This is a genomic window from Turicibacter sp. GALT-G1 (assembly GCF_025594995.1).
Taxonomy (GTDB): domain Bacteria; phylum Bacillota_I; class Bacilli_A; order MOL361; family Turicibacteraceae; genus Turicibacter; species Turicibacter bilis.
The window spans coordinates 1-20,481 of record NZ_JAMQUS010000050.1 but is presented as its reverse complement, the minus strand read 5'-3'; the positions used below and the strand labels follow the sequence as shown (position 1 = coordinate 20,481).

Sequence of the window (20,481 nt, the reverse complement as noted above, 5' to 3'; positions counted from 1 at the left end):
CTAAAAATATAATCATAGTTTTTTCAAAGACGGGTTTTCTAATAAAATTTCGTTCTTCTCTTGTAAATGTAGCATTGCTTACTTCATATGTTTAAATTCTTTTAGAGGTATTCAAGTATCATTAATTAAAACAACAATATAAATAATATTGTTTATAATCATCATTTAATAATGCATTTTCTAATTCGATTTGATTTCTATTAGTTGTTTTAAATTGTGGAAATTTAGTTTTTATAAGGTTTGAAGAAAGGCAAAATAAACTTTTTTGAGCCTCAGGACCCATATACTTTGTCCTTCTAAAATTAAAATAAATTTGAAATAATGTAAATTCATAGATAAATTGTGTTTTCTCAATTTCTAGTTCATCCATATCCTCAATCAACTGTTCTGTTATCCAATAGGTATCGATTCCCTTTGGATTCTTTTTTGCAGTAACTGTAATCCCTTGTGGATTATATCTATACCAATATACAATCTCACTAATGGTTGTTGTTTTTTTACAGATAGGATAGATTAAATACATAAAAATAGTGTCTTCATACCAAAATCCCTCTGGAAATTTTATATTTTCAAATAAGGAAGATTTAATTACTTTCCCCCATGGATACCCTCTTAGATTTCCGAAAGGATTTATACTATCATGACTTTGATGAGTTTGTTTTTCTATTATTTTATTATTATTAGTAAATTTATAAAATCCACCCTCAACTATATCAGAGTCATTTTTAAAAGCAGCATCTAGTAATAATTGAATTGCATTTTTTTCTAACTTATCATCAGAATCTACAAAAGTTATATATTTACTCTGAATTTTTTTTAATGCAGTATTCCTAGCTCCTGAAAGTCCCATATTAAATTGATCAATAATTTGAATATTATCAAATTTCTCATATTGTTTTAATATACTTCGAGTTTGATCTATTGAACCATCATTTATAATCTTTACTAAAAATTTATATTTCGTTTCCTGAGTTATAATTGAATTTACACAGTCTTCAATATATTTTTCTACATTATAGGCAGGAATAATAATTGTTAAATCATATTCAATATCCTGAATTACATTTTTAGCAAAACTTTTCCCTAGTGGTTTAGAACTCATATGTGATAAAAAATTTCTTGCATCATCAACACTATCAATTGAATTTTTTTTAATCAATAACTTTAACAATTTACAAATTAATTTATTATTATATACTAATTGATTTAATTTTATTCTTTTTAGAACTTCTCCTAATATTATGTTTAAATTCATATACTATACCTTTCTATAAAAAATAATAAATATTTTATCAAATATTCTAGCTAGAATTTATTCTGTATAAATATTACCTACTTCGAATAGTAAAATTCATGATTATGATTTTTTTCTAAAATAATAATCTCTATAAATCAAAATATTAATAATCCTAATTAAATAACAATACTATAAATTATTGTTATATTTAATTTTAAATACTAACTTAGGAATAAATAATTTAAATATAGAATTTAATTTAGTATTAAGTGAAAATATATCTTCCATTAAAAAGAAATAAAAATTATTTAAGGCATTTTTTCTTAATTTTTTTCTTATATCTGAATAATCACCTTTTATCAATCTACACTGCCAATCTATACATTCCCAAACATAAATTGCTTTTAATCGTTTTCTAATCATTCTACTCAGGGTTGTTTTTTCTAATAATTGTTCATACACTTTAATAATATCTAATCGTCTTAAATTAACCGTATTTAAAGCACTACTGTCCCTAATTACATAATTATATAAACGACTTTTTCCATAGGAAATTTTCGAGCAATATTGAATATAGTCTATAACAAAAAGTAAATCTTCTCCAATGGCAATTGAGATGTCAAATTGCAATTGGTTTTTTTTAATAATATCAGCATGAAAAATCTTTCCCCAAACACTTCCATAAAAACCTGTTGGGTTAATTATCTTACATAGCGTTTGCTCAATGGTTAAATAACCTTCTTTCAAATCCCCATTTTGTGGATATAACACATTATCATACTCTCTATTGTATTCATTGATTACTAACTCGCTATCCTCACTAATCATTTGATTAAGATAGGTTTCAAGCATATTAGGAGCAACCCAATCATCTGAATCAATAAAAATAATATACTTTCCTCTTGATTTTGAAATACCTGTATTTCTAGCTGCTGAAACGCCTCTATTATTTTGGAAAAAAACAAAAACTCTTTTATCTATGGCTTCAAACTTTTTACAAATATCCCTAGATTTATCTATTGATCCATCGTCAATTAATATTAATTCAAAATTTAGATAAGTTTGTTTTAAGACTGATTCAATTGTTTTGCTAATATAATCTTCTACATTATATACTGGTACAATGATGCTAATTAAATCTTCACTATTTTCAACTCGTTGCATATTTCTCTCCTTATTTATTTGGAATCAATCAATTCTAAAAATAGTTTTTCCCACTGTTTTGCAATCTCATTTACATCAAATCTTTTTACGGTTTCCAATGCATTAGCAGAAAATTTATCTCTTTTGATAGGACTTTTTGCTAATTCAACTATTGCGGAAGCTAATCCCTGTTTGTCACCACTTTCAACCAATAAACCATTTACTTCATTTTCAATAATCTCTCTTGGTCCTACAGGACAATCAAATGAAATAATAGGTAATCCATTCTCTTGTGCTTCAATTAAAACCATACCAAATCCTTCGAATAAAGAAGAACAAACTAAAATACTTGCCTTTTGATACTCATCTTTAATATCATTAGAATATCCTTGAAGATAAACATTTTTAATCTTCTCATCTCTAATTCTAGACTCTAATAAACCTCTTTCACTGCCATCTCCAACTATCTTTAATCTCCAATCACTCATTTCATTTGTGATACCTTTCCAAACATCTAATAGAGCGTGAAAGTCTTTTTGTGGTTCGAGTCTTCCAACTGCTAAAACGATCTGTTCTCTCAAAGGACTATTTAATCCTTTATTAATTACTATTGGATTATATATTTGCTTAATTTTTTTTATATGCTTTTCATTATTAATATAATTTTTATAATCATCTTTAGTAATGACTACTAATGCATCGCAAAATCTAGAAGATAGTGAACGTGCAATTTTTTGCAGTTTTGATCCTGCTACAGCAAAATAATTAAAATGTTCCCATGCAATTATTTTTGAACTATTAACATTGGCAAAGGGAAGATATAAAGCTAAAGTAACATCAACACAAACAATAAAATCATATTTATTTTTTTTACATATTTTTCTAAACTTTAAAATACTATTAAATCTTCTAAGAATAGTATTATTAGTTTTTTCTCCTTCTAAGGAGTATAAGTTGATACTCGGAGATAAGTCAAAATGACTTACAGTACCGTTTTGGCAACTTAGAATATCAATGGTATGAGAATTTTTTACTAACTGATTTGATAATGTTGAAAGTACCCTCTCAGTTCCAGCACCATTTGACATATCATGGATAAAAAATAATATTTTCATTTTAATTCCTCTCTCTAAAAATAATCTTTCCATTTGCTAACTTAACTTTACATTTGAAAAAGTCAATTTTATTATAAAAAAGAATTGAAAAATATACTAAAGAGATATTTAAAAATATATTACTTAAAAATCCTTCTGTAACTCCATATAAAGCAAATAAAATAATCATTAAAAGCCCTGCATAATTATTATCTTTAATTAATTGATAGGATGTAAAAACATATAATATATTAAAAATTATTAATATTATTAATCCGAAGTTTAACCATAATATTACATAGGAATTATCTAAAATTAAGTCTGTTGTGTTTGAAATTAACTTTTGTCCTAATAAAGATACTCCATTTAATTTCCAATAATAATTTGAATTTGAAATTCTACCCTGTAATAAATTATTAATAAAAACTAATATATTTGAGTTATATGAAAAATATTTACTACAATATACACTAAATAAGGAAGCAAATGGTACTACCCATGCTAAAATCTTTGGAATACTAATATTTCTTCTAGTAAATTCTTTAAATATAAATGTTAATATTAAAATAATAAAAACACTCAAAAAACCTGTTCTACTCATTGAATACTTATATAAGATATAATTAGCTAGCATGATTATTAATGCATAAGAAATTTTAAACTTATCATATAAAACATATATAATTAAAACAATTATAATAAAAAAATGCATATGTAATTGGTTGGGATGTTCGAATCCCAACGACCATCGTAAAACATTATCTCCCGTCATTCGATATATATGAAAAATATAATTTTCACGTATTCCTATAAGAGAACATGTAATAATTAAGATAAAGGAACTAATTCTTATCCATAGATTAAATATAAATAATCTTTTAAAATTTATATTCTTTGCTCCAAAAATAAATAGAGGCGTAAGAATTATTGTCAATACTCCTGCTTTGATAAAGCAAATAGCCACTAATACCATTATTAATGCCATAAAAATATATTCTTTAAATGTATGTTTCTCTAATAAAATTTTAATAATTATAAATAATACAGCTATTGTTGCTAAACATTTATAAAAAAACATTGTTGTATCTAGTTGCCATATTACACCAAGTGTAAAAAGAGTCACTGGAAAATTATATAAAACATCATATAAGTTTAACTTCAAAACTAATTCCCACCTTTACAAACTTTCCATATTTTTGAACAGGTAGTATTTTTCCATTTCTTGAGCGACAGTTTTCATATCAAATCCAGCATTTACAATAAAATCGTACATATTATCTCTTTTATACCTGCTTTGACTTTTTTTTATAACTTTTTTTGCCCATAACTCTGCTGAATCCTCTAAAGAGACTAATTCAATAAGCGGAGTCAATTTCACCTCATCAGGTAATCTATTTGAACATATTGATGGTATTCCAGATGCCTGTGCCTCAATTGCCACTATTCCTAATCCTTCAAATAAAGATGGAAATAAAAAAACATCCATAGAGTGGTATAGTCGTGCCATATCTTTTCTATTTCCTAGAAATCTCACACTATCAGTTAACTGATATCGTGATACTTTCTCTTTAACATCGTCTTCTAAATCACCTGTTCCAATTAATAATAATATTGCATCATTTTTGATTTTTTTTATCTCTCTAAAGATATCAATTAAAAAACTATGATTTTTTTGTTGCTGGAATCTCCCAACATGACCAATAACAAATTGATCATTCAAGTTCAACTCTTTCCTAATCTCTATGTTTGACCTTTCAGAATAAATAAAAGATTCAGTATTAATAGCATTTTTTAATACTTTAAATTCTTGATGAGGAAATAGATATTCACCCGCCTCTTCTGAACAAGCAAACAAATCTGTAGCATATAGTCTAAATAATCTAGCCATTACTCTTTTTAAGTAATATTTCATATTGCGTTCAGTATCATTATCGTGAGCATGGGCTATTCTTACTTGAACTCCATTGCGTTTTGCAGCTAATAAATAAATAACTCCTAGTGTATACATATGTCCATGAACAATTTGATACTCTTTATGTTCATTGAAAAACTTATTCAACTCTCTCCAATATTTAATAAAATTAAAATCTTCTCTAACTGATAATTTATAGAGACGCCCTCCTAATTTTGGAATCTCTTCATCATAAAATTGATTCTCTTTATAATGCACAAGAAAATCAAACTGAACCTTTGAACGATCAATATTACGATACATATTCATTAATAATGCTTGCGTTCCTCCTGCCTCCATTCTCTGTAATATATGTAAAACTCTTATAGGCTCACTCATTTCATACCTCCAAAAACTATTTATTCCTGATTATCAAGAAAATAAATTAGAAATTATCGCTTCTATCTGTTGATTAAATTTCTTATTATTAGACTTAACCTTATTTGTTAAGTTAGATACTATTCTATCATAATTCACTAAACAATTTTCTAACTCATTAATATCATAAATAGCAATTATATTTTTTTGTCTCTCTTCGACTTCTTTGACAAAGTCTACTTGATGGTTATTAATATGCTCTGAAAACTCTACTTGCCTAGGAACAACTATAGGCACCTTTCCTATTTGTAAAGGCATAATAAATGTTGAAGGCCCTCCATGTGAAATAATAATTCGAGCATTTTTCATATAATCCTGCATTTCTTCATAACTAAATAATTTTGAGAATTTACAATACTTAGGGATATAGGTACAATATCCACTTTGTATAATTACTTCTTCCTGAATAATCTTTTCTTTTTTGAGCCAATCAATTTTTTCTACTAAACGATTAAATTGTTGTTCATGAGTCCCTACCGTTACAAAAATCATTAAAATATACTCCCTAAATTAATAGATTTCGGATAAACATCTTTCATTTCATCCCACTGTACAATAAATTCATCTACAATAGGATAAACTAACTTTCCAGTCATAGTCGGTTTGTCTATACGATCAAAAACTTCAATATAAATTAACTTTTTTCCCATTAATTTTGCTATATAAAAGAATGGAACAGCAACTGCGGCACCTGAGGAAATAAGAATATCAGGCCTTTCCTTAAACAACACTTTAAAGGCTAGAACAGTATTTCTTAATAGATTTTTTAAATTTCTATTTGTAGGATAATAACAACCATACATTTTTTCATCTTTTAATAGACTTTTTGCATCTTGTTTATCAAATGTAACCCAAAAACGTTCATGCTTTTCCCAAAAGGGTTTTAACATATATAAATGAGTTAAATGTCCGCCACTGGAACCAACTAAACAAACTTTCATAAGTAACCTCCTGCATTAAACTAAGTAGATAAAATAAATATAGGTTTGGCACCCTACTCTTTAATTTTAAGTTCTTTTAGAAGTTTTTTTATAATGTCTCACTTACTATCGAAACTTATTACTTCTAAAAATTATTTCTTTCTTAAACACTCTTAATATAGATAATAACAATTCGATCTAGCAGAATCTATTCTATTGTATATTTATACGTATATAGCTTCTTTATCTATTCCACATAAGATAACTTTTATTATTTTCTTATGAGCACTTTTAAGTACAAAAAATTAATTAATATATCTTTATATAAACAGAAATGTAATTCATAGTTTTAACGCACACTTAGTTGTATATCGATTTTAGTACTTAGATACCTTGTAGTCTAGCTAATGTGAAAAAACTATCTGTTCCTACTTTTTGCTATCCTATAGATTAGTGATATCTATAATTTATACAAAATTAAATATCAGCGAGAATTAAATACTTTCGTTAACTTTATTCTAAATTTTATTTTTTAATATACACTACTAATTAACTAGCGTTCTCATCACCAAGTATTGCCGGAATTGTTAATAAAATCAATTTAATATCGAGCCATAAATTTCTTGTTTTGATGTATTCAATATCGAGTTCTACCCACTCTTCAAATCCAATATTGTTTCGGCCACTCACTTGCCAAATACATGTAAGTCCTGGTTTTACAAATAGACGTTGCTTTTGATAAGCAGTATATTGTTCAACCTCTCTTGGAATAGCCGGACGCGGTCCTACTAAGCTCATCTCTCCTTTTAACACATTAAACAGTTGTGGAAGCTCGTCTAAACTTGTCTTACGAATAAATTTTCCAATTTTCGTGATACGTGGGTCATGTTTCATTTTAAAGGCCGGTCCACTTTGTTCATTTAAATGCATAAGTTCTTGAAGTCGCTCTTCTGCATCAATATACATACTCCGAAACTTATACATTTTAAATGTTTTTGGATAAGCCCCATTTCGAACCTGTGAGAAAAAAATAGGTCCTTTTGGATCCTCTAGCTTAATCAAGATGGCCACGATTAGCATAATCGGTGAGGCTAATAGTAATCCAACACTTGCCCCTACAATATCCATCAATCTTTTAAGCACTAAATAAACGATGTGATCATTTACTAGTTCTTTTTTTTTCGCTAAGAATTCACTCTCTCTACAAGACGCCATTTTCATTTCACCTCACTAAAAAAGATGTTTACTAAACACAATGGGTATGCTAAATAAACATCTTTAAAAATAATCTTCAAGTTACTTTAATTTTTACCATATTTATCTCTACCCTAATTAACTCTCTTAAATGTCATAGTCTATTCAATCCCCAAATTGAATAGACTATTTTTTCAAAAAGAAACCACGTTTTTTTCTTACTAGCTGGGATTCCTCTTCATAGCTATAGTATTGATAACCATAGTATCCCTTTTTTGTCACTGGAATCATCGTCATAACCACTCCAAGAATTCGGGCGTTAACATTCTCAAGTAATTGTTTAGCGCGTTTCGCGCCATCAATTTCTGTTTTACCAGAAGCGACAACTAATAATGTTCCATCCACAATCGTTGAAAAAATAGCACTATCAGTAACAACTCCAACTGGTGGTGCATCAATAATAACCACATCATATTGTTGTCGTAAGTTTGCTACTAACTCTTTCATACGCTTTGAAGCAATTAGCTCTGAAGGATTCGGGGGAATTGGCCCACATGGAATAACTGTTAAATCTGATCCAACATAGCTTGTTACTTCTTCTAAAGATAACTGATCTGCTAATAAATTGGTTAATCCTCTAGTTCCTGAAATTTTAAACACTTTATGAACACGTGGCTTACGCAAATCTCCATCAATTAATAATACGCGTTTTCCCGATTGCGCAAACGTTTCTGCTAAATTACAACTTGTCGTTGTTTTTCCTTCTGAAGGCCCTGAACTTGTCACACAAATTACTTTCAACTCCTCATCAACATTAGAAAATTGAATATTTGTTCTTAATGTTCGATAAGCTTCAGCAATTGGTGATTTTGGGTTCGTAATCGTAATTAATTCTGAACTCATTTTTCTCTCTCCCTATTTCCCTTGTTCTAACAGCATGTCTGGAATCGCTCCGATTAGTGGTAATCCTAAATGACGTTCAACATCTGTCGGTGTTTTATATGTACGATCTAAAAATTCTAATACAAAGACTAATCCTACACTAATCATTAATCCTAATACACCGGCAATAGCGATATTCATCATCTTATTTGGAGATGTTGGATTCTCAGGAACTTTAGCGATATCAATAGTTGAAACATTATCTACTTCCATCATTTGATAAATATCTTCTTGGAAGACTTGAGCAATCGTATTTGCAATTAAAGTTGCTAACTCCGGATCTTCATCTTTAACTGTTAATTTTAAAATTTCTGTTTGCCCAACTTGTGAAACAGAAATCTTATCAATTAATTCCTTAGGTGACAGTTCTAAGTTTAACTTATTAATAACTGCATCTGAAACAAGTTCACTTTTTACAATCTCTGTGTAAGTTGCTACTAACTTCTGACTTGTCTGTAAATCGTTATAGGTCATCACAGACTCTTGATTTTGCTTGTAATTAACAATCATCGTTGTTGACGCCTCATAAATAGGCGTTAAAATAAAAAAGCTCACAATTGCTGAGATAATTAAAGCAGATACTGTTATACCTGTAATTAACACCCACCTTTTTTGTAACATGTGAAAAATCTCTTTTAAATCAATTTCATACTCTGTATTTTCCATTGTCAACTCCCTTTCCATCCTCATTATCCATTTAATCCCAATAAATGAATATTTTTTTTCTGTTCTTTAACATCATCACTATTTTAACATACTTTTTTCTACATTTTAATCTTTTTTTTTTACTTTTATGATTGTATATATAGGTAACAAAAGAAAATTTAACTATAAATCTGACTAGCCACGGTATCGGTAATATTCGGAAATTAACTAGCAGATTTAGATATCTTAAATGGAGCAATGTGTAGATTTTATCCTCTCACCACAGATATTTACTTCAGTACCATTCATTTTGAATCTACAAGCTGAATTAGAACCTTCTATCTCATAGTGGATAGCTGAATTTAAATTCAATTCTATGAGCTAAACAGGAACAATTATCCGATTTTCTTTTATAAAAAAATTCACCTCCTTAACTATAAGAGCTATAGCATAACTCAAAGTTTGAGGTCGAAATAAACAGATCTATATTACTCAATTATTCTTAAACAGCAAAAAATCCATTAATGACCTCTAGTTTATGAGGTATTAAATGGATTTTTGAATTCATATTCAATTATTTTATTAATTGGTATACGCTATATGACGAGTTCTCGTCTATTTTTAAAGCAACTTCATTAAATAAATCATGTATCCATGGGGCAGCAATAGCTGGGACAACAATAATATCGGGTTTTAATTGTTCTAGAATTTGTTTAAATTGTCGTTGCTGCTCTTCTGATTGCTCATATGATTTGCGTAAGCCATCGCGTAACAGATATAATTCTGGTTTAGCTTGGCGATAACTGTCATTAAAAACACGTCGTTCTTCATTGACCGTATACAGCATTTCATAGTTATGAGCAAAATAGTTGAGCTCTAACTGAGTAGTCAACACTTTAGGACGCTCTCCGCTATAGTGTTCTTCTACAAAAGCTTCAATATAGTTAGCCGTATCAATAATATCTTGATCCATACGGTATAGATGATTAAAGGTTTGCGTATTACCTATCTGATTAAAATCGTGGGTCAAATACTGATGTGTTTTCGTTGCTAGTTGAATGGCTGATAAACATACTAAGACAATAACAACTTCACGAAACTTTGAATGATTAACAAAATAAACGAGTATTCCCGCAATCAAAAATAGTGACATGATGATATCCCCTGTACGCATGTACACACTACCAGTGAAGTACGTACTAACAAAGGCAGATACAAGTGGATTATAAAAAATAAGAATGATGATCCATTGGGTAATAAATGCGAATTTTAATGTTTCATTTAGTTTTTTAAACTGCACAATTGCGACTAGATATAATAAAAATAAACCATCACGTATTAAGGCTAATAACAACATCGACCAGTTCTTTTCTGTTATATAATTGCGTCTAGGGGCATACTTATCAAATAAAAATTCAATAAAATAACGCGGTGAAATCGAGACCTCTTCATTTAAAGAAGGAATCATCTTCATAGATAACACTGTCATTCCAATGACACCAAGAACAAGAATACCTCTAAAAAATCGACTATAAAAGAAGCGATTAAGTACTGACTTTGTTTGTTGATTGCACGATAGAATAGCTAGTAAGAAAACTGCAGCCCCTATGATCACTCCTAGTAATGTTGTTGAACGATAAGATAAGAAGAAAGCTGCGTAAACAAGAAGTGGCATCGCGCTAAAAATCAAAGGTAAGATTAACTCTTTTCGATGATAAAATAATTCATAAATCCCTATGGCTACCATGATCATGATCCCTAAAAACAAAGCTGTCGATTGAAAAGAGCTTGCACTGGCCCAAAGAAGTCCACATAATATTAACGTACGAAGCTTAGGACTTTTAAAGTAATCCGCATACCCCATCATTAAATAAGCAAAGACAAAAAGTCGAATATTATTTCCATAGACATTATATCTAACAAAGTAGTCAAATAATGAAACAAAAGACCATAAAATAATAAAAATAAACATTGTTTTCCATGATTTATTAGAACGATTAAAATAGTAAATTAAATTTAAAAATGTCATTGAAACCGTTAACCATAACAAGACAGGCACAAACCAAGCCATGACCAATACTGCGTCTAAATTAAATATCATTGATAAAAACGTTAAGAATAGGTAAAAGGCTTGGAAGTTATAATAAGAGTCTAACCAACCAATCTGACCACTTAGAGGTAAGATTCCATTAATCTGTTCAGCTCCCACATTATTTTCAACTAACGTAATATAAAAACTTTGATCAGCATTCGTATCATTAAAAGAATTGGTTGAAAAGCAAATCATAAAATTAAAACCGATAAATAGTAATATCAACAAGTATTCCATTAAATGTGCTTTTTTAAACTTAAATATCTCTAATCTTTTATCACAGTAAGCTGCATATAAATAACGGAACACAAAAATACTTAAGATTAAAAAAATCAATGCATAACAAATAGCAACCACCTGCATCGAGACATGCATGACCTGAAGTGGCAATGAAACAAGTTGAATTAATCCTAAAATAATAAAGAAACCAATTGGCCACTTATATTTAATCTTTCCTAATATCTCAGGAAAATAAGAATAAGCCGCCTGACCAACTAATTGGCTATATAAAACAAACAATATAATTAATAAAAGCAATGATAACATAATAATCTCCTTACTAATATAGCTAACTCTATATGACCTATCCTGTCTAATCATAATCCAAATCGATAATGATTTCTATATTATACTATAATTTAATAACGGTTTCCATGCTCAGAACTCGATTAGAATTAATCTCTATATCTCTTTCTTACTATCAATCTGTTTGATCATTTAGAGGCAGCAATAAAAGTATTATCTTTTTATCTTTTATTATGCCTACTTAAATATGATAAGCTTCATTTTTCTATACAAAAAGCTCCTAGTCCAATCTCATCGATTGCTAGGAGCTTTTCAATTATTTTATAAAGATATGTACTGTATTTTCATCTAAATACACATTAAATTGAGATTTTCCACTTGTTAAAACTTCTACAACGACTGCTTCTGTTAATGCTTCATCATAACCTGGTTGTCCTGTTATGGTCGTATGCTTAGCATTACTGCTAGTTAGGTTAGGATTATAAACAAATCCTTCTAAATTTAATAAACGTTCAATTGATTTATTAACAACATAATCTGGATTCATTCGACCTGGAAGATATGCCATTCCACTTGGCGTAATAATCCATCCATCCACAGTTCCACTCGTTAGCATTTCACCATTTTGGTTCGTGTAATACCATTGATGACGCCACTCGATCCAACCTTTTTTCATTAAACCACTTGCTGCGAAATAATATTTTTTATTATTTTGAGTTAACCATTCATCACTCATCATTTTTCCATCAGCTTTTAAGTAATACTTATCGTTTCCTAATGTTAACCAACCTGTTTGTTTAACGTTATTGACATAATAATACCAATCACCATCGATTTTTTGCCAACCATTTAGCACAACTTCAATTTTCGTTGCAATTCCGTTTGAATCAATTGACCATCCATCGATTTCAGTTGAAGTTGCCATTTGTCCTGATTCATAGAAATAATATTTGACATTATCGATGATTTGCCACCCGGTTTGCATCATTCCATTTTCATTGAAATAATAACGTGCGCCTTCAATATCAACTAACCCGATTTGAGCTACACCTTCAATATAATATAATTTATCATTTCCAACTTGTAGCCAACCATTTTGTACAGCTTCAATTTTCGTTGCAATTCCGTTTGCATCAATTGACCATCCATCAATTTCAGTATTTGTTGCCATTGATCCACCACTATAGAAATAATACCAGTTTCCATCAATTTTTTGCCATCCGGTTAACATGGCTCCATTAGATAAATTTAAGTAATAACGCGCGCCTCCAATGTCTTGCCAACCGGTTAACATCGCTCCACTGGAATCCATATAGTACCATACCCCATCAAGCTTTTGCCAACCAGTTAACATCGCTCCACTTGAATTTAAGTAGTAGCGTGCGCCTCCAATATTTTGCCATCCAGTCAACATGGCTCCACTTGAGTTCATGTAATACCATGTTCCATTGATTTTTTGCCAACCGGTTAACATCGCTCCACTTGAATCCATATAATACCATACCCCATCAAGCTTTTGCCAGCCGGTTTGCATCGCTCCACTTGCATTCATGTAATACCATGTTCCATTAACTTTTTCCCAACCAGTAGCCATCGCTCCGCTTGATTTTAAATAATACCAAGTTCCTCGATCTTTTAACCACCCAGTTTGCATGACCCCACTTGAATTTAAATAATACCAAGTCCCATCAACTTTTTGCCAGCCAGTTTGTTTTTTACCACCTTTATAGTAATACCATTGATTACTTTCTTTCACCCAACCAACCTTTGCTGAGTTTTTTTCTGATGGTAAAACGTAATTAAAACGAGTTGAATCTAGTGGATCCCAACCACCAGCTGCCATTCCTCGTGTATCCTGACGAATTTCAAAATGTAAATGAGCAGCTCCTACTCGACCTGATGTCCCAATTGTTCCAATTTTTTGTCCAGCTGATACTTTTTGACCTTTTTTCACATCAACTGAATTTAAATGGGCATAACGTGAATAAACACCTGTTGCATGTTTAATCGTGATGTAATTTCCATATCCACCACCGCACTCTTTTTGATTAGCGAACATGTTTGGACAAGTTGAAATGACTTGCTCAACAACTCCATCACGACCTGCATACACAGCCGTTCCTGTTGGGGCATATAAATCAATTGCATGATGGTTTTTATAACATAAATATTTACAAATAATAGGATAAAATTCTGCTGTTGGCCAAACCCATCTTCCAGCCTCAGCCGATCTTACGACAGCTCGACTCTCTGTTGGAATATCTTCGATACTCACTTCTTCATACATCCCTGGTAATACCAGCTCTTCTTCCTCTGGTAACATAGGACTTTCAAATGAATCCATGAAACCAAAACTTCTTGCATTCGCCACTATTTGAAAACTATTTATTATAATAGTCGCTAAAAGAAAGACAACTAAATACTTTCTCTTATGATTCATACTCTCTCCACACCCTTATATATAATTTCAATTAAAGATTATACCATATTTTCCACAAATTATATATTTTTATATCATTTATTGACAATAAAAGCTGTGTCAAACTCATTAGTTAACACAGCCTTTTCATTATTTATTTTGTAATAATTCTTCTAATTCATTTAATTCATCTAATGAGTCAATTTCAAATAAATCATCTGATCGTAATTCACGTACTCTAATTTTTAACTCATCTAAAGAATCCTTCACTAAATTATCCCAAAATAACTGTTCAAATTCGCCTTGTTCAACAGCTTGCTCTAGTTTTGCCTTTAAAAATTCACCATCTTCTTGGTTCCAATAAGAAACTCCACACATGATTAACTCTTCATGATCTGAACCAACAACAATATTGTCTAGATATCCATCTGTTCCTATCTTTAACATCCACTCATTATTAAAATTAGATTTTCGAGCACTAAAATAAGTTGACTCTGTTACAGTTTCATCTAATATATTACGATTTAAATAAACATCACCTTCTAACACAAATGAATTCGGTAAAAATTCTTTAACTAAATACATCGTATAAAGGTTATTATATTCATTATATTTATCATTATGGACTAATTTTACCCCGTACTTTTCTTGTAGATAATAGAATGATTCATTCAGATATCCTGTTACAATGGTAATATCTTTAATTCCTTTTTCATGTAAAAACTTAATTTGGCGTTCGGCCATCGGTTCTCCTTGAACTGGAATTAATGGTTTAGGTGTTTTTAATGTTAATGGGCGTAAACGCGTTCCCATTCCCGCTGCTAAAATAATCGCTCTCATGATTTCCTCCTATTTTGCTTCAACTAATTTAAATTCTGATAAATCACCAGCTGCTAAAATTGATCCCATGATAATCAAGCCACCACAAATGACGGACTTTAAATCAATACTATTCCCTTGAAGCACAATCCCAAACAAAACAGCCCAAGCCGAATACGTAATATTTAATGACATCGCCTTTGTAGCACCAATCTTATGAATGGCTTTATAATAAAATGAATAAGAAAGTGTTCCCGCTAGAGCGGTTAACAGGATTAGTAGTAGCGATCGATCTAATAATGTGGCTAATGTAAAATTTACGCCTTGAATTAGTGGAATAATAATGACACCGTAAGTTATAGCAGAGGTTAATTGTCTAATAAATAGTGATTGATTCGGCGTCAATTCATCATCCTTCATTCCATATGAACAAATGACAGCTTCAGATGCCCATCCAAACACACATAAAAGCGCAAAGATGAATCCCATCACAAGATGAGTCGGCATTCCTTGTGGGCTATATCCTAAACTAATGATTCCTAAAATACTAATCATGAGCCCTAGAATATTGCTTTTTTTCATCTTCTCTTTCAAAAATAAGTACGATAATAAAGCCCCTAAAGCTGGATACAGTGAAGAAATAATTGCCGTATAAGCAGGACCTAAATATTTAATGGCTAATAAATAGCCTGTCATGCCAACAGGACCTCCAAGTAATGCCCCTAACATAATAAAACGTCCACTTCTACTTTTAATCTTTCCAATCATCTGTTTAAATTGACCTTTGAAAATTAAATAAAGTAATAACCAAAGACTTGAAAATGTATCATGGAAAAATGTACTAATAAATGGAGCTAAAAAGATAATTTGTTCGGTTTGGACAAAATGAGACATCGCCATAACGATACCAAGTAAAACCGTATCTAATCCCCAAAGCAATCCAGATAATAACCCATAACTCATTCTCTACCCCTCCAACTTATCAGCTAATAATTTAAGATTTTCTTTGGCACGATTATAGCGTTCAATTCCGTAATTACCAAAATCATCACCACTGGCTTCTTTCACTTTTGTCCATAAACTCCATAAAAAATCTTGATAAATCTTATTGATTAAGACACGCGTTTTATATGACTCTTTTGGTTCTTGTTTAAAATAAGTTTTTAAAAATAATTCTTCTTCATCTGAGTTGAATCCATTTTCTAAACAATGAGCAGCGACATCCCACATCGGATCATTCATACCTGCATACTCCCAATCAATTAAATAGTATTGATCTTGTTCATCTTTAATAAAGTTTTCAGCCAATGTATCATTATGACAAGGAGCTAGCTTTATTTCTAAGTCATCCATCAATTCTTTTAACTGTAAGACTTGTTGTTTAACCGATTGATAATCGTCGTAATACTCTCCTTTTAATTCGTTCAACAATTGCTCATATGATTCAATCTTTTCATAAACGTTAAATTCATTTTCCATTTCACGCCCACATTGATGAAGTCGATTCAATAGTTGACAAATCTTCTTCATTACATATGGTTTTTTCGCTCCTTCAGGACTGAGGGTTTGGGCATCCTCAATAAATTTTGAAATCTTAATTCCTGTTTGTTCATTAAAATAAATTAGATCTGCATCAACTCCAATTTCATGAGCAAAAGCGGCATTTTTAATTTCATCTACACGACTAATCATTTTCTCTGTTCCATTTCCAGGGACACGTAACACATAATTTTCATCATCAATCATCACTTTATAGTTCTTATTCGTCATCCCACCAATAGCAGCAACTTGTTTGACTTGGTTCATATCAATATTCAAACATTCACTAACAAGTACCTTTAAAGATTCTAAATGTAACATTTTTTCTTTTTTATGAATTCGTTTCATTAATTTTGACTGAACTAATTCTAAATGTCGGACATCATCAATTTCATGCCATAACAAACTATCGATTTTGTTATATCCTAATGTATACGTATGTGCCACATCTAACATTAAATACTCATAGTTTAAATATGGATTTTGATTATCTTCATAGAACTCCATCATTTTAGCGAAATATTCATATGATAACTTACTGATTCCAATCATCTCACCATCAATTCGATTGAGTTGAGCAATATCTTTGGAAATTTTAAATAAACGTTGATTTCGAATTTCAACAAACGCCTCATCGCCTGATCCACTCTCAGCAGTAATTAAGACAGAATCTCGATTATGATCCTCAATTAATTCTTTTAATCCTGCCGTCTCCACAACAATATCGCTTTCGATTAATAAAAAATCTTCATTAAGATAGGGTTCTGCTTTAGCTAATGAAGCCATCGTTCCTGTCCATTTGTAATCTTCATTTGATACGACTAATACATGTTCCGGTAAAACCTCACGAATTTTATCAATGTGATATCCCCCAACAACGATAATCTTTTCAATGTCTAAAAATGTTAACTGATTAATCATTCGCTCAATTAATGTTGTTTCACCAATCGATTGCAAGCAGATAGGTTCAGTAAATTGTTGATTACGACCCGCTGCTAAAATGACTGCTGTATTTAAATTAGAATTCTCATCTATATGTAAATCAATCACTGTTTCTTTTGATTTTCGAATCAGCTGCTCTAAAAATTGTAATCCTTTTGCTGTAATAAAATAACGGTGCTCTCTTCCCTTAATCTCTTTTTTAATGAATCCGTTCTGTTCAATATCTTCGATTAAAGCATTTACTTTCCCAAGTGATAAATGACATAAACTAGCTAATGTCCGTTGATTGATTCCCGGATTTTTATTAATCTTCATTAAAATTTCATTCATTTAACTCACAACCTTTATGTTCATTTTTTGAACGTTATACAAAAGATATCTTATCCTATTAAATAACTAAATACAAGTAAAATTCTACATTATCTTATTAATACGAAAAAACTTAAGATAAAAAAGGGATATGTGAAAAAAATAGTGTCGCTTCTTATTATCTATGATAAAATTAGTAAATGTATATAATAGGAGAAGATTGGAGTGTAGAGATGAAAACGTTAATCATTATACCAGCTTACAACGAAGAGGAAAATATTGAACGCGTTGTAAATATGCTTGTTACATCTTATCCGCAATATGATTATGTTGTTGTTAATGATTGTTCTAAAGATAATACAAAATTCATCTGTGAAAAGAATAGCTATAACTTTATAGATTTGCCTGTCAATTTAGGTCTCGCGGGAGCTGTTCAAGCAGGTTACAAATATGCTTATCATCATAATTACGATATTGCCATTCAATATGATGGAGATGGACAGCATCGCCCAGAATATATCGAAGATTTAGTACATGGGATTGAAAGTGGAGCTGATATCGTTATCGGTTCTCGCTTTGTTAACTCAAAAAAACCATGGAATGCCCGTATGATTGGATCTCGAATTATCACTTTTGTAACAAAACTTACAACAGGGGTTGAGGTTAAAGATCCAACCAGTGGAATGCGTGCCATCAGTAACAAATTAATTAAAGAATTTGCCTTTAATATGAACTATCCACCAGAGCCAGATACAATTGCCTACCAACTAAAAAAGGGGGCTGTGATTAAAGAAGTTCACGTTGAAATGGATGAGCGTATCGCAGGTGAAAGTTATTTAAATATTACAAATAGTATTAAATATATGTCGAGAATGTTAATCAGCATTTTATTCATTCAAAACTTTAGAAAGTAGTGATTTACTGTGTTTCTTTTTAATGGAATAATTAAATTTCAATTACAACTTATCCTGATTATTGGCTGTATTTTCACTTATTGGTACATTATTCGTAAAGTAAGAAAATCTAATGTACGTATTGATGATATCATCGTCTGGATTATCGGAATTTGTATTTTCTTCATTTGCAGTATTTTCCCACAAATTCCATATGTAATCTCTAATTTACTTGGATTTGAATCTCCAGCTAATTCAATATTCTTCATTGTTATCTTCTTTATGTTTATCATGATCTTTTTATTAACAATCCGTGTTAGTCAATTACAAGAGAAAATTAAAGAATTAACTCATCAAATCGCATTAGTAGATAAAGATTCCAGCAATGACAAATAGTTTCAATTTATAAAAAGGCTACCAAACCTGTAACTTAGTTTACAGAATTGGTAGCCTTTTTTATCCATATTATTACCCGTTTACTTTTTCCATATAAATAAATTTTAACAAATAGTAATGTGACAATAATAGATAGACCAGTAACCATGAAAACATATGCAAACGAAGAATAAACTACTGTACTATTTATTAATTCTGAAATCCCCCGTACGATAATGGGCTCATGAAATAAAAATATATAAAATGAGTACTTTCCTAATTTTAATAGTATTGAATTATTAGAAACTAAGAATGACAGCTTCCAATAGAAGATAACCATTACAGGATTTAAAATAAGATGTTTCAGAAAAGTGTCGATTGATGGAATCTTATTAATAGTACAAGTGAAAACAACTGCTATTACTATGCATAAGTTTAGAAGAAGACTAATTCTATGATGAAATTGATATTTACTAAATTGAACACCTAATTCGAAAAATATTAAATAATAAAAGAATTTAATTGGATAAGAGAGTAATCCTAAACAAATTACTGTAATTGAAAGAATAGCTAATAAAATAAAACGAATTAAATCATTAGGAACTATTTTCTTTATTAATGGGTATAGGATAATGATAAAAAAGTATAATGGAATATACCATAGTTGATAAGCAATATTATATCCCAAAAAAATCTTTAAAAAACTTATACTAGCTTGTATTAAAACATTAACTAACGGAATGTTTTGTACAAATAACAATTTAAAAGAGTTTAAACAGATAAAAACAAAACTAATCAGTAAAAATAAAGGTAAAATTTTAGATAATTGTTTTTTAATAAAATAGAAGCAATTTTGATTAGTAGATATAATATTTAAATAATATTTGTAGCCAGATATAAAGATGAAAATAGGCACAGCAGCCCAAATCAAATTGTCTAAAATATTAACCCCAATTCCAGCATTTAAATAAGAATCAAGATTTAAGACAGTTCTAACATAAAATCTATCAGCATGGATTAAGACAACCATAATAATGGCAATACCGTAAGCGGGTAATAATAAC

At 30.0% G+C, this 20,481-nt stretch carries 18 protein-coding genes; 2 read left to right on the top strand and 16 right to left on the bottom strand.

The window, feature by feature from the left end; all coding sequences use genetic code 11:
• Nucleotides 1-121: 121 nt before the first annotated feature.
• The 15 genes from NEH74_RS09150 to NEH74_RS09080 form a co-directional block, all read right to left on the bottom strand.
• Nucleotides 122-1,255, bottom strand: coding sequence for a glycosyltransferase family 2 protein (locus NEH74_RS09150; RefSeq protein WP_262941305.1), 1,134 nt, complete (start codon nucleotides 1,253-1,255; stop codon nucleotides 122-124).
• Nucleotides 1,256-1,426: 171 nt separating this feature from the next.
• Entirely contained in the window at nucleotides 1,427-2,401 is a 975-nt protein-coding gene (locus NEH74_RS09145) for a glycosyltransferase family 2 protein (RefSeq protein WP_262941304.1), read from the bottom strand.
• Nucleotides 2,402-2,415: 14 nt separating this feature from the next.
• The gene (locus NEH74_RS09140) at nucleotides 2,416-3,495 is read right to left on the bottom strand and encodes a glycosyltransferase family 4 protein (RefSeq protein WP_262941303.1); all 1,080 of its coding nucleotides are present in this window, start codon (nucleotides 3,493-3,495) and stop codon (nucleotides 2,416-2,418) included.
• Between the two features lies 1 nt (nucleotide 3,496).
• On the bottom strand, nucleotides 3,497-4,636 hold the full coding sequence (locus NEH74_RS09135; RefSeq protein WP_262941302.1) for a hypothetical protein: 1,140 nt from the start codon (nucleotides 4,634-4,636) through the stop codon (nucleotides 3,497-3,499).
• A 15-nt stretch (nucleotides 4,637-4,651) separates the two neighbouring features.
• Nucleotides 4,652-5,764, bottom strand: coding sequence for a glycosyltransferase family 1 protein (locus tag NEH74_RS09130; protein ID WP_262941301.1), 1,113 nt, complete (start codon nucleotides 5,762-5,764; stop codon nucleotides 4,652-4,654).
• Nucleotides 5,765-5,797: 33 nt separating this feature from the next.
• Complete coding sequence (locus NEH74_RS09125; RefSeq protein ID WP_262941300.1) at nucleotides 5,798-6,295, bottom strand: glycosyltransferase; 498 nt, start codon at nucleotides 6,293-6,295, stop codon at nucleotides 5,798-5,800.
• Complete coding sequence (pssD, locus tag NEH74_RS09120; protein ID WP_262941299.1) at nucleotides 6,295-6,744, bottom strand: PssD/Cps14F family polysaccharide biosynthesis glycosyltransferase; 450 nt, start codon at nucleotides 6,742-6,744, stop codon at nucleotides 6,295-6,297. Before pssD ends, NEH74_RS09125 begins: the two co-directional genes overlap by 1 nt.
• 528 nt (nucleotides 6,745-7,272) lie before the next feature.
• Nucleotides 7,273-7,938 (bottom strand): sugar transferase, encoded by a 666-nt coding sequence (locus NEH74_RS09115; protein WP_317453099.1) that lies wholly within the window; start codon nucleotides 7,936-7,938, stop codon nucleotides 7,273-7,275.
• Between the two features lie 165 nt (nucleotides 7,939-8,103).
• Nucleotides 8,104-8,820: a CpsD/CapB family tyrosine-protein kinase gene (locus NEH74_RS09110; RefSeq protein ID WP_262941297.1), complete on the bottom strand. Its 717-nt coding sequence runs from the start codon at nucleotides 8,818-8,820 to the stop codon at nucleotides 8,104-8,106.
• Nucleotides 8,821-8,832: 12 nt separating this feature from the next.
• Nucleotides 8,833-9,525: a YveK family protein gene (locus NEH74_RS09105; protein WP_262941296.1), complete on the bottom strand. Its 693-nt coding sequence runs from the start codon at nucleotides 9,523-9,525 to the stop codon at nucleotides 8,833-8,835.
• 553 nt (nucleotides 9,526-10,078) lie between these two features.
• On the bottom strand, nucleotides 10,079-12,142 hold the full coding sequence (locus tag NEH74_RS09100; protein ID WP_262941295.1) for a DUF6077 domain-containing protein: 2,064 nt from the start codon (nucleotides 12,140-12,142) through the stop codon (nucleotides 10,079-10,081).
• A gap of 295 nt (nucleotides 12,143-12,437) precedes the next feature.
• A complete protein-coding gene (locus NEH74_RS09095) occupies nucleotides 12,438-14,561 on the bottom strand; it encodes a peptidoglycan DD-metalloendopeptidase family protein (RefSeq protein ID WP_262941294.1) in 2,124 nt (707 codons plus the stop codon).
• A gap of 129 nt (nucleotides 14,562-14,690) precedes the next feature.
• Nucleotides 14,691-15,380, bottom strand: a complete 690-nt coding sequence (locus tag NEH74_RS09090; RefSeq protein WP_262941293.1) for a sugar phosphate nucleotidyltransferase — start codon at nucleotides 15,378-15,380, stop codon at nucleotides 14,691-14,693.
• 9 nt (nucleotides 15,381-15,389) lie between these two features.
• Nucleotides 15,390-16,322, bottom strand: a complete 933-nt coding sequence (locus NEH74_RS09085; RefSeq protein ID WP_262941292.1) for a DMT family transporter — start codon at nucleotides 16,320-16,322, stop codon at nucleotides 15,390-15,392.
• Between the two features lie 3 nt (nucleotides 16,323-16,325).
• On the bottom strand, nucleotides 16,326-18,170 hold the full coding sequence (locus NEH74_RS09080) for a phosphotransferase (RefSeq protein WP_262941291.1): 1,845 nt from the start codon (nucleotides 18,168-18,170) through the stop codon (nucleotides 16,326-16,328).
• A 212-nt stretch (nucleotides 18,171-18,382) separates the two neighbouring features.
• Between NEH74_RS09080 and NEH74_RS09075 the strand changes: the two genes are divergently transcribed.
• Both NEH74_RS09075 and NEH74_RS09070 read left to right on the top strand, forming a co-directional pair.
• Nucleotides 18,383-19,063, top strand: a complete 681-nt coding sequence (locus NEH74_RS09075; protein WP_262941290.1) for a glycosyltransferase family 2 protein — start codon at nucleotides 18,383-18,385, stop codon at nucleotides 19,061-19,063.
• Between the two features lie 9 nt (nucleotides 19,064-19,072).
• A complete protein-coding gene (locus NEH74_RS09070; protein ID WP_262941289.1) occupies nucleotides 19,073-19,438 on the top strand; it encodes a DUF2304 domain-containing protein in 366 nt (121 codons plus the stop codon).
• A 34-nt stretch (nucleotides 19,439-19,472) separates the two neighbouring features.
• On the opposite strand, the gene NEH74_RS09065 is transcribed toward NEH74_RS09070, so the two are convergent.
• A partial coding sequence (locus NEH74_RS09065) for an acyltransferase family protein (RefSeq protein ID WP_262941288.1) occupies nucleotides 19,473-20,481 on the bottom strand: 1,009 nt, incomplete at its 5' end.

Bases quoted from the DNA above. Each gene is read 5' to 3' on its own strand.
- NEH74_RS09140 (WP_262941303.1), bottom strand. From the start codon at position 3,495: ATGAAAATATTATTTTTTATCCATGATATGTCAAATGGTGCTGGAACT.
- NEH74_RS09075 (WP_262941290.1), top strand. From the start codon at position 18,383: ATGAAAACGTTAATCATTATACCAGCTTACAACGAAGAGGAAAATATT.
- NEH74_RS09085 (WP_262941292.1), bottom strand. From the start codon at position 16,322: ATGAGTTATGGGTTATTATCTGGATTGCTTTGGGGATTAGATACGGTT.
- NEH74_RS09095 (WP_262941294.1), bottom strand. From the start codon at position 14,561: ATGAATCATAAGAGAAAGTATTTAGTTGTCTTTCTTTTAGCGACTATT.
- NEH74_RS09110 (WP_262941297.1), bottom strand. From the start codon at position 8,820: ATGAGTTCAGAATTAATTACGATTACGAACCCAAAATCACCAATTGCT.
- NEH74_RS09105 (WP_262941296.1), bottom strand. From the start codon at position 9,525: ATGGAAAATACAGAGTATGAAATTGATTTAAAAGAGATTTTTCACATG.
- NEH74_RS09115 (WP_317453099.1), bottom strand. From the start codon at position 7,938: ATGGCGTCTTGTAGAGAGAGTGAATTCTTAGCGAAAAAAAAAGAACTA.
- NEH74_RS09080 (WP_262941291.1), bottom strand. From the start codon at position 18,170: ATGAATGAAATTTTAATGAAGATTAATAAAAATCCGGGAATCAATCAA.
- pssD (WP_262941299.1), bottom strand. From the start codon at position 6,744: ATGAAAGTTTGTTTAGTTGGTTCCAGTGGCGGACATTTAACTCATTTA.
- NEH74_RS09150 (WP_262941305.1), bottom strand. From the start codon at position 1,255: ATGAATTTAAACATAATATTAGGAGAAGTTCTAAAAAGAATAAAATTA.
- NEH74_RS09145 (WP_262941304.1), bottom strand. From the start codon at position 2,401: ATGCAACGAGTTGAAAATAGTGAAGATTTAATTAGCATCATTGTACCA.
- NEH74_RS09130 (WP_262941301.1), bottom strand. From the start codon at position 5,764: ATGAGTGAGCCTATAAGAGTTTTACATATATTACAGAGAATGGAGGCA.
- NEH74_RS09090 (WP_262941293.1), bottom strand. From the start codon at position 15,380: ATGAGAGCGATTATTTTAGCAGCGGGAATGGGAACGCGTTTACGCCCA.
- NEH74_RS09125 (WP_262941300.1), bottom strand. From the start codon at position 6,295: ATGATTTTTGTAACGGTAGGGACTCATGAACAACAATTTAATCGTTTA.
- NEH74_RS09100 (WP_262941295.1), bottom strand. From the start codon at position 12,142: ATGTTATCATTGCTTTTATTAATTATATTGTTTGTTTTATATAGCCAA.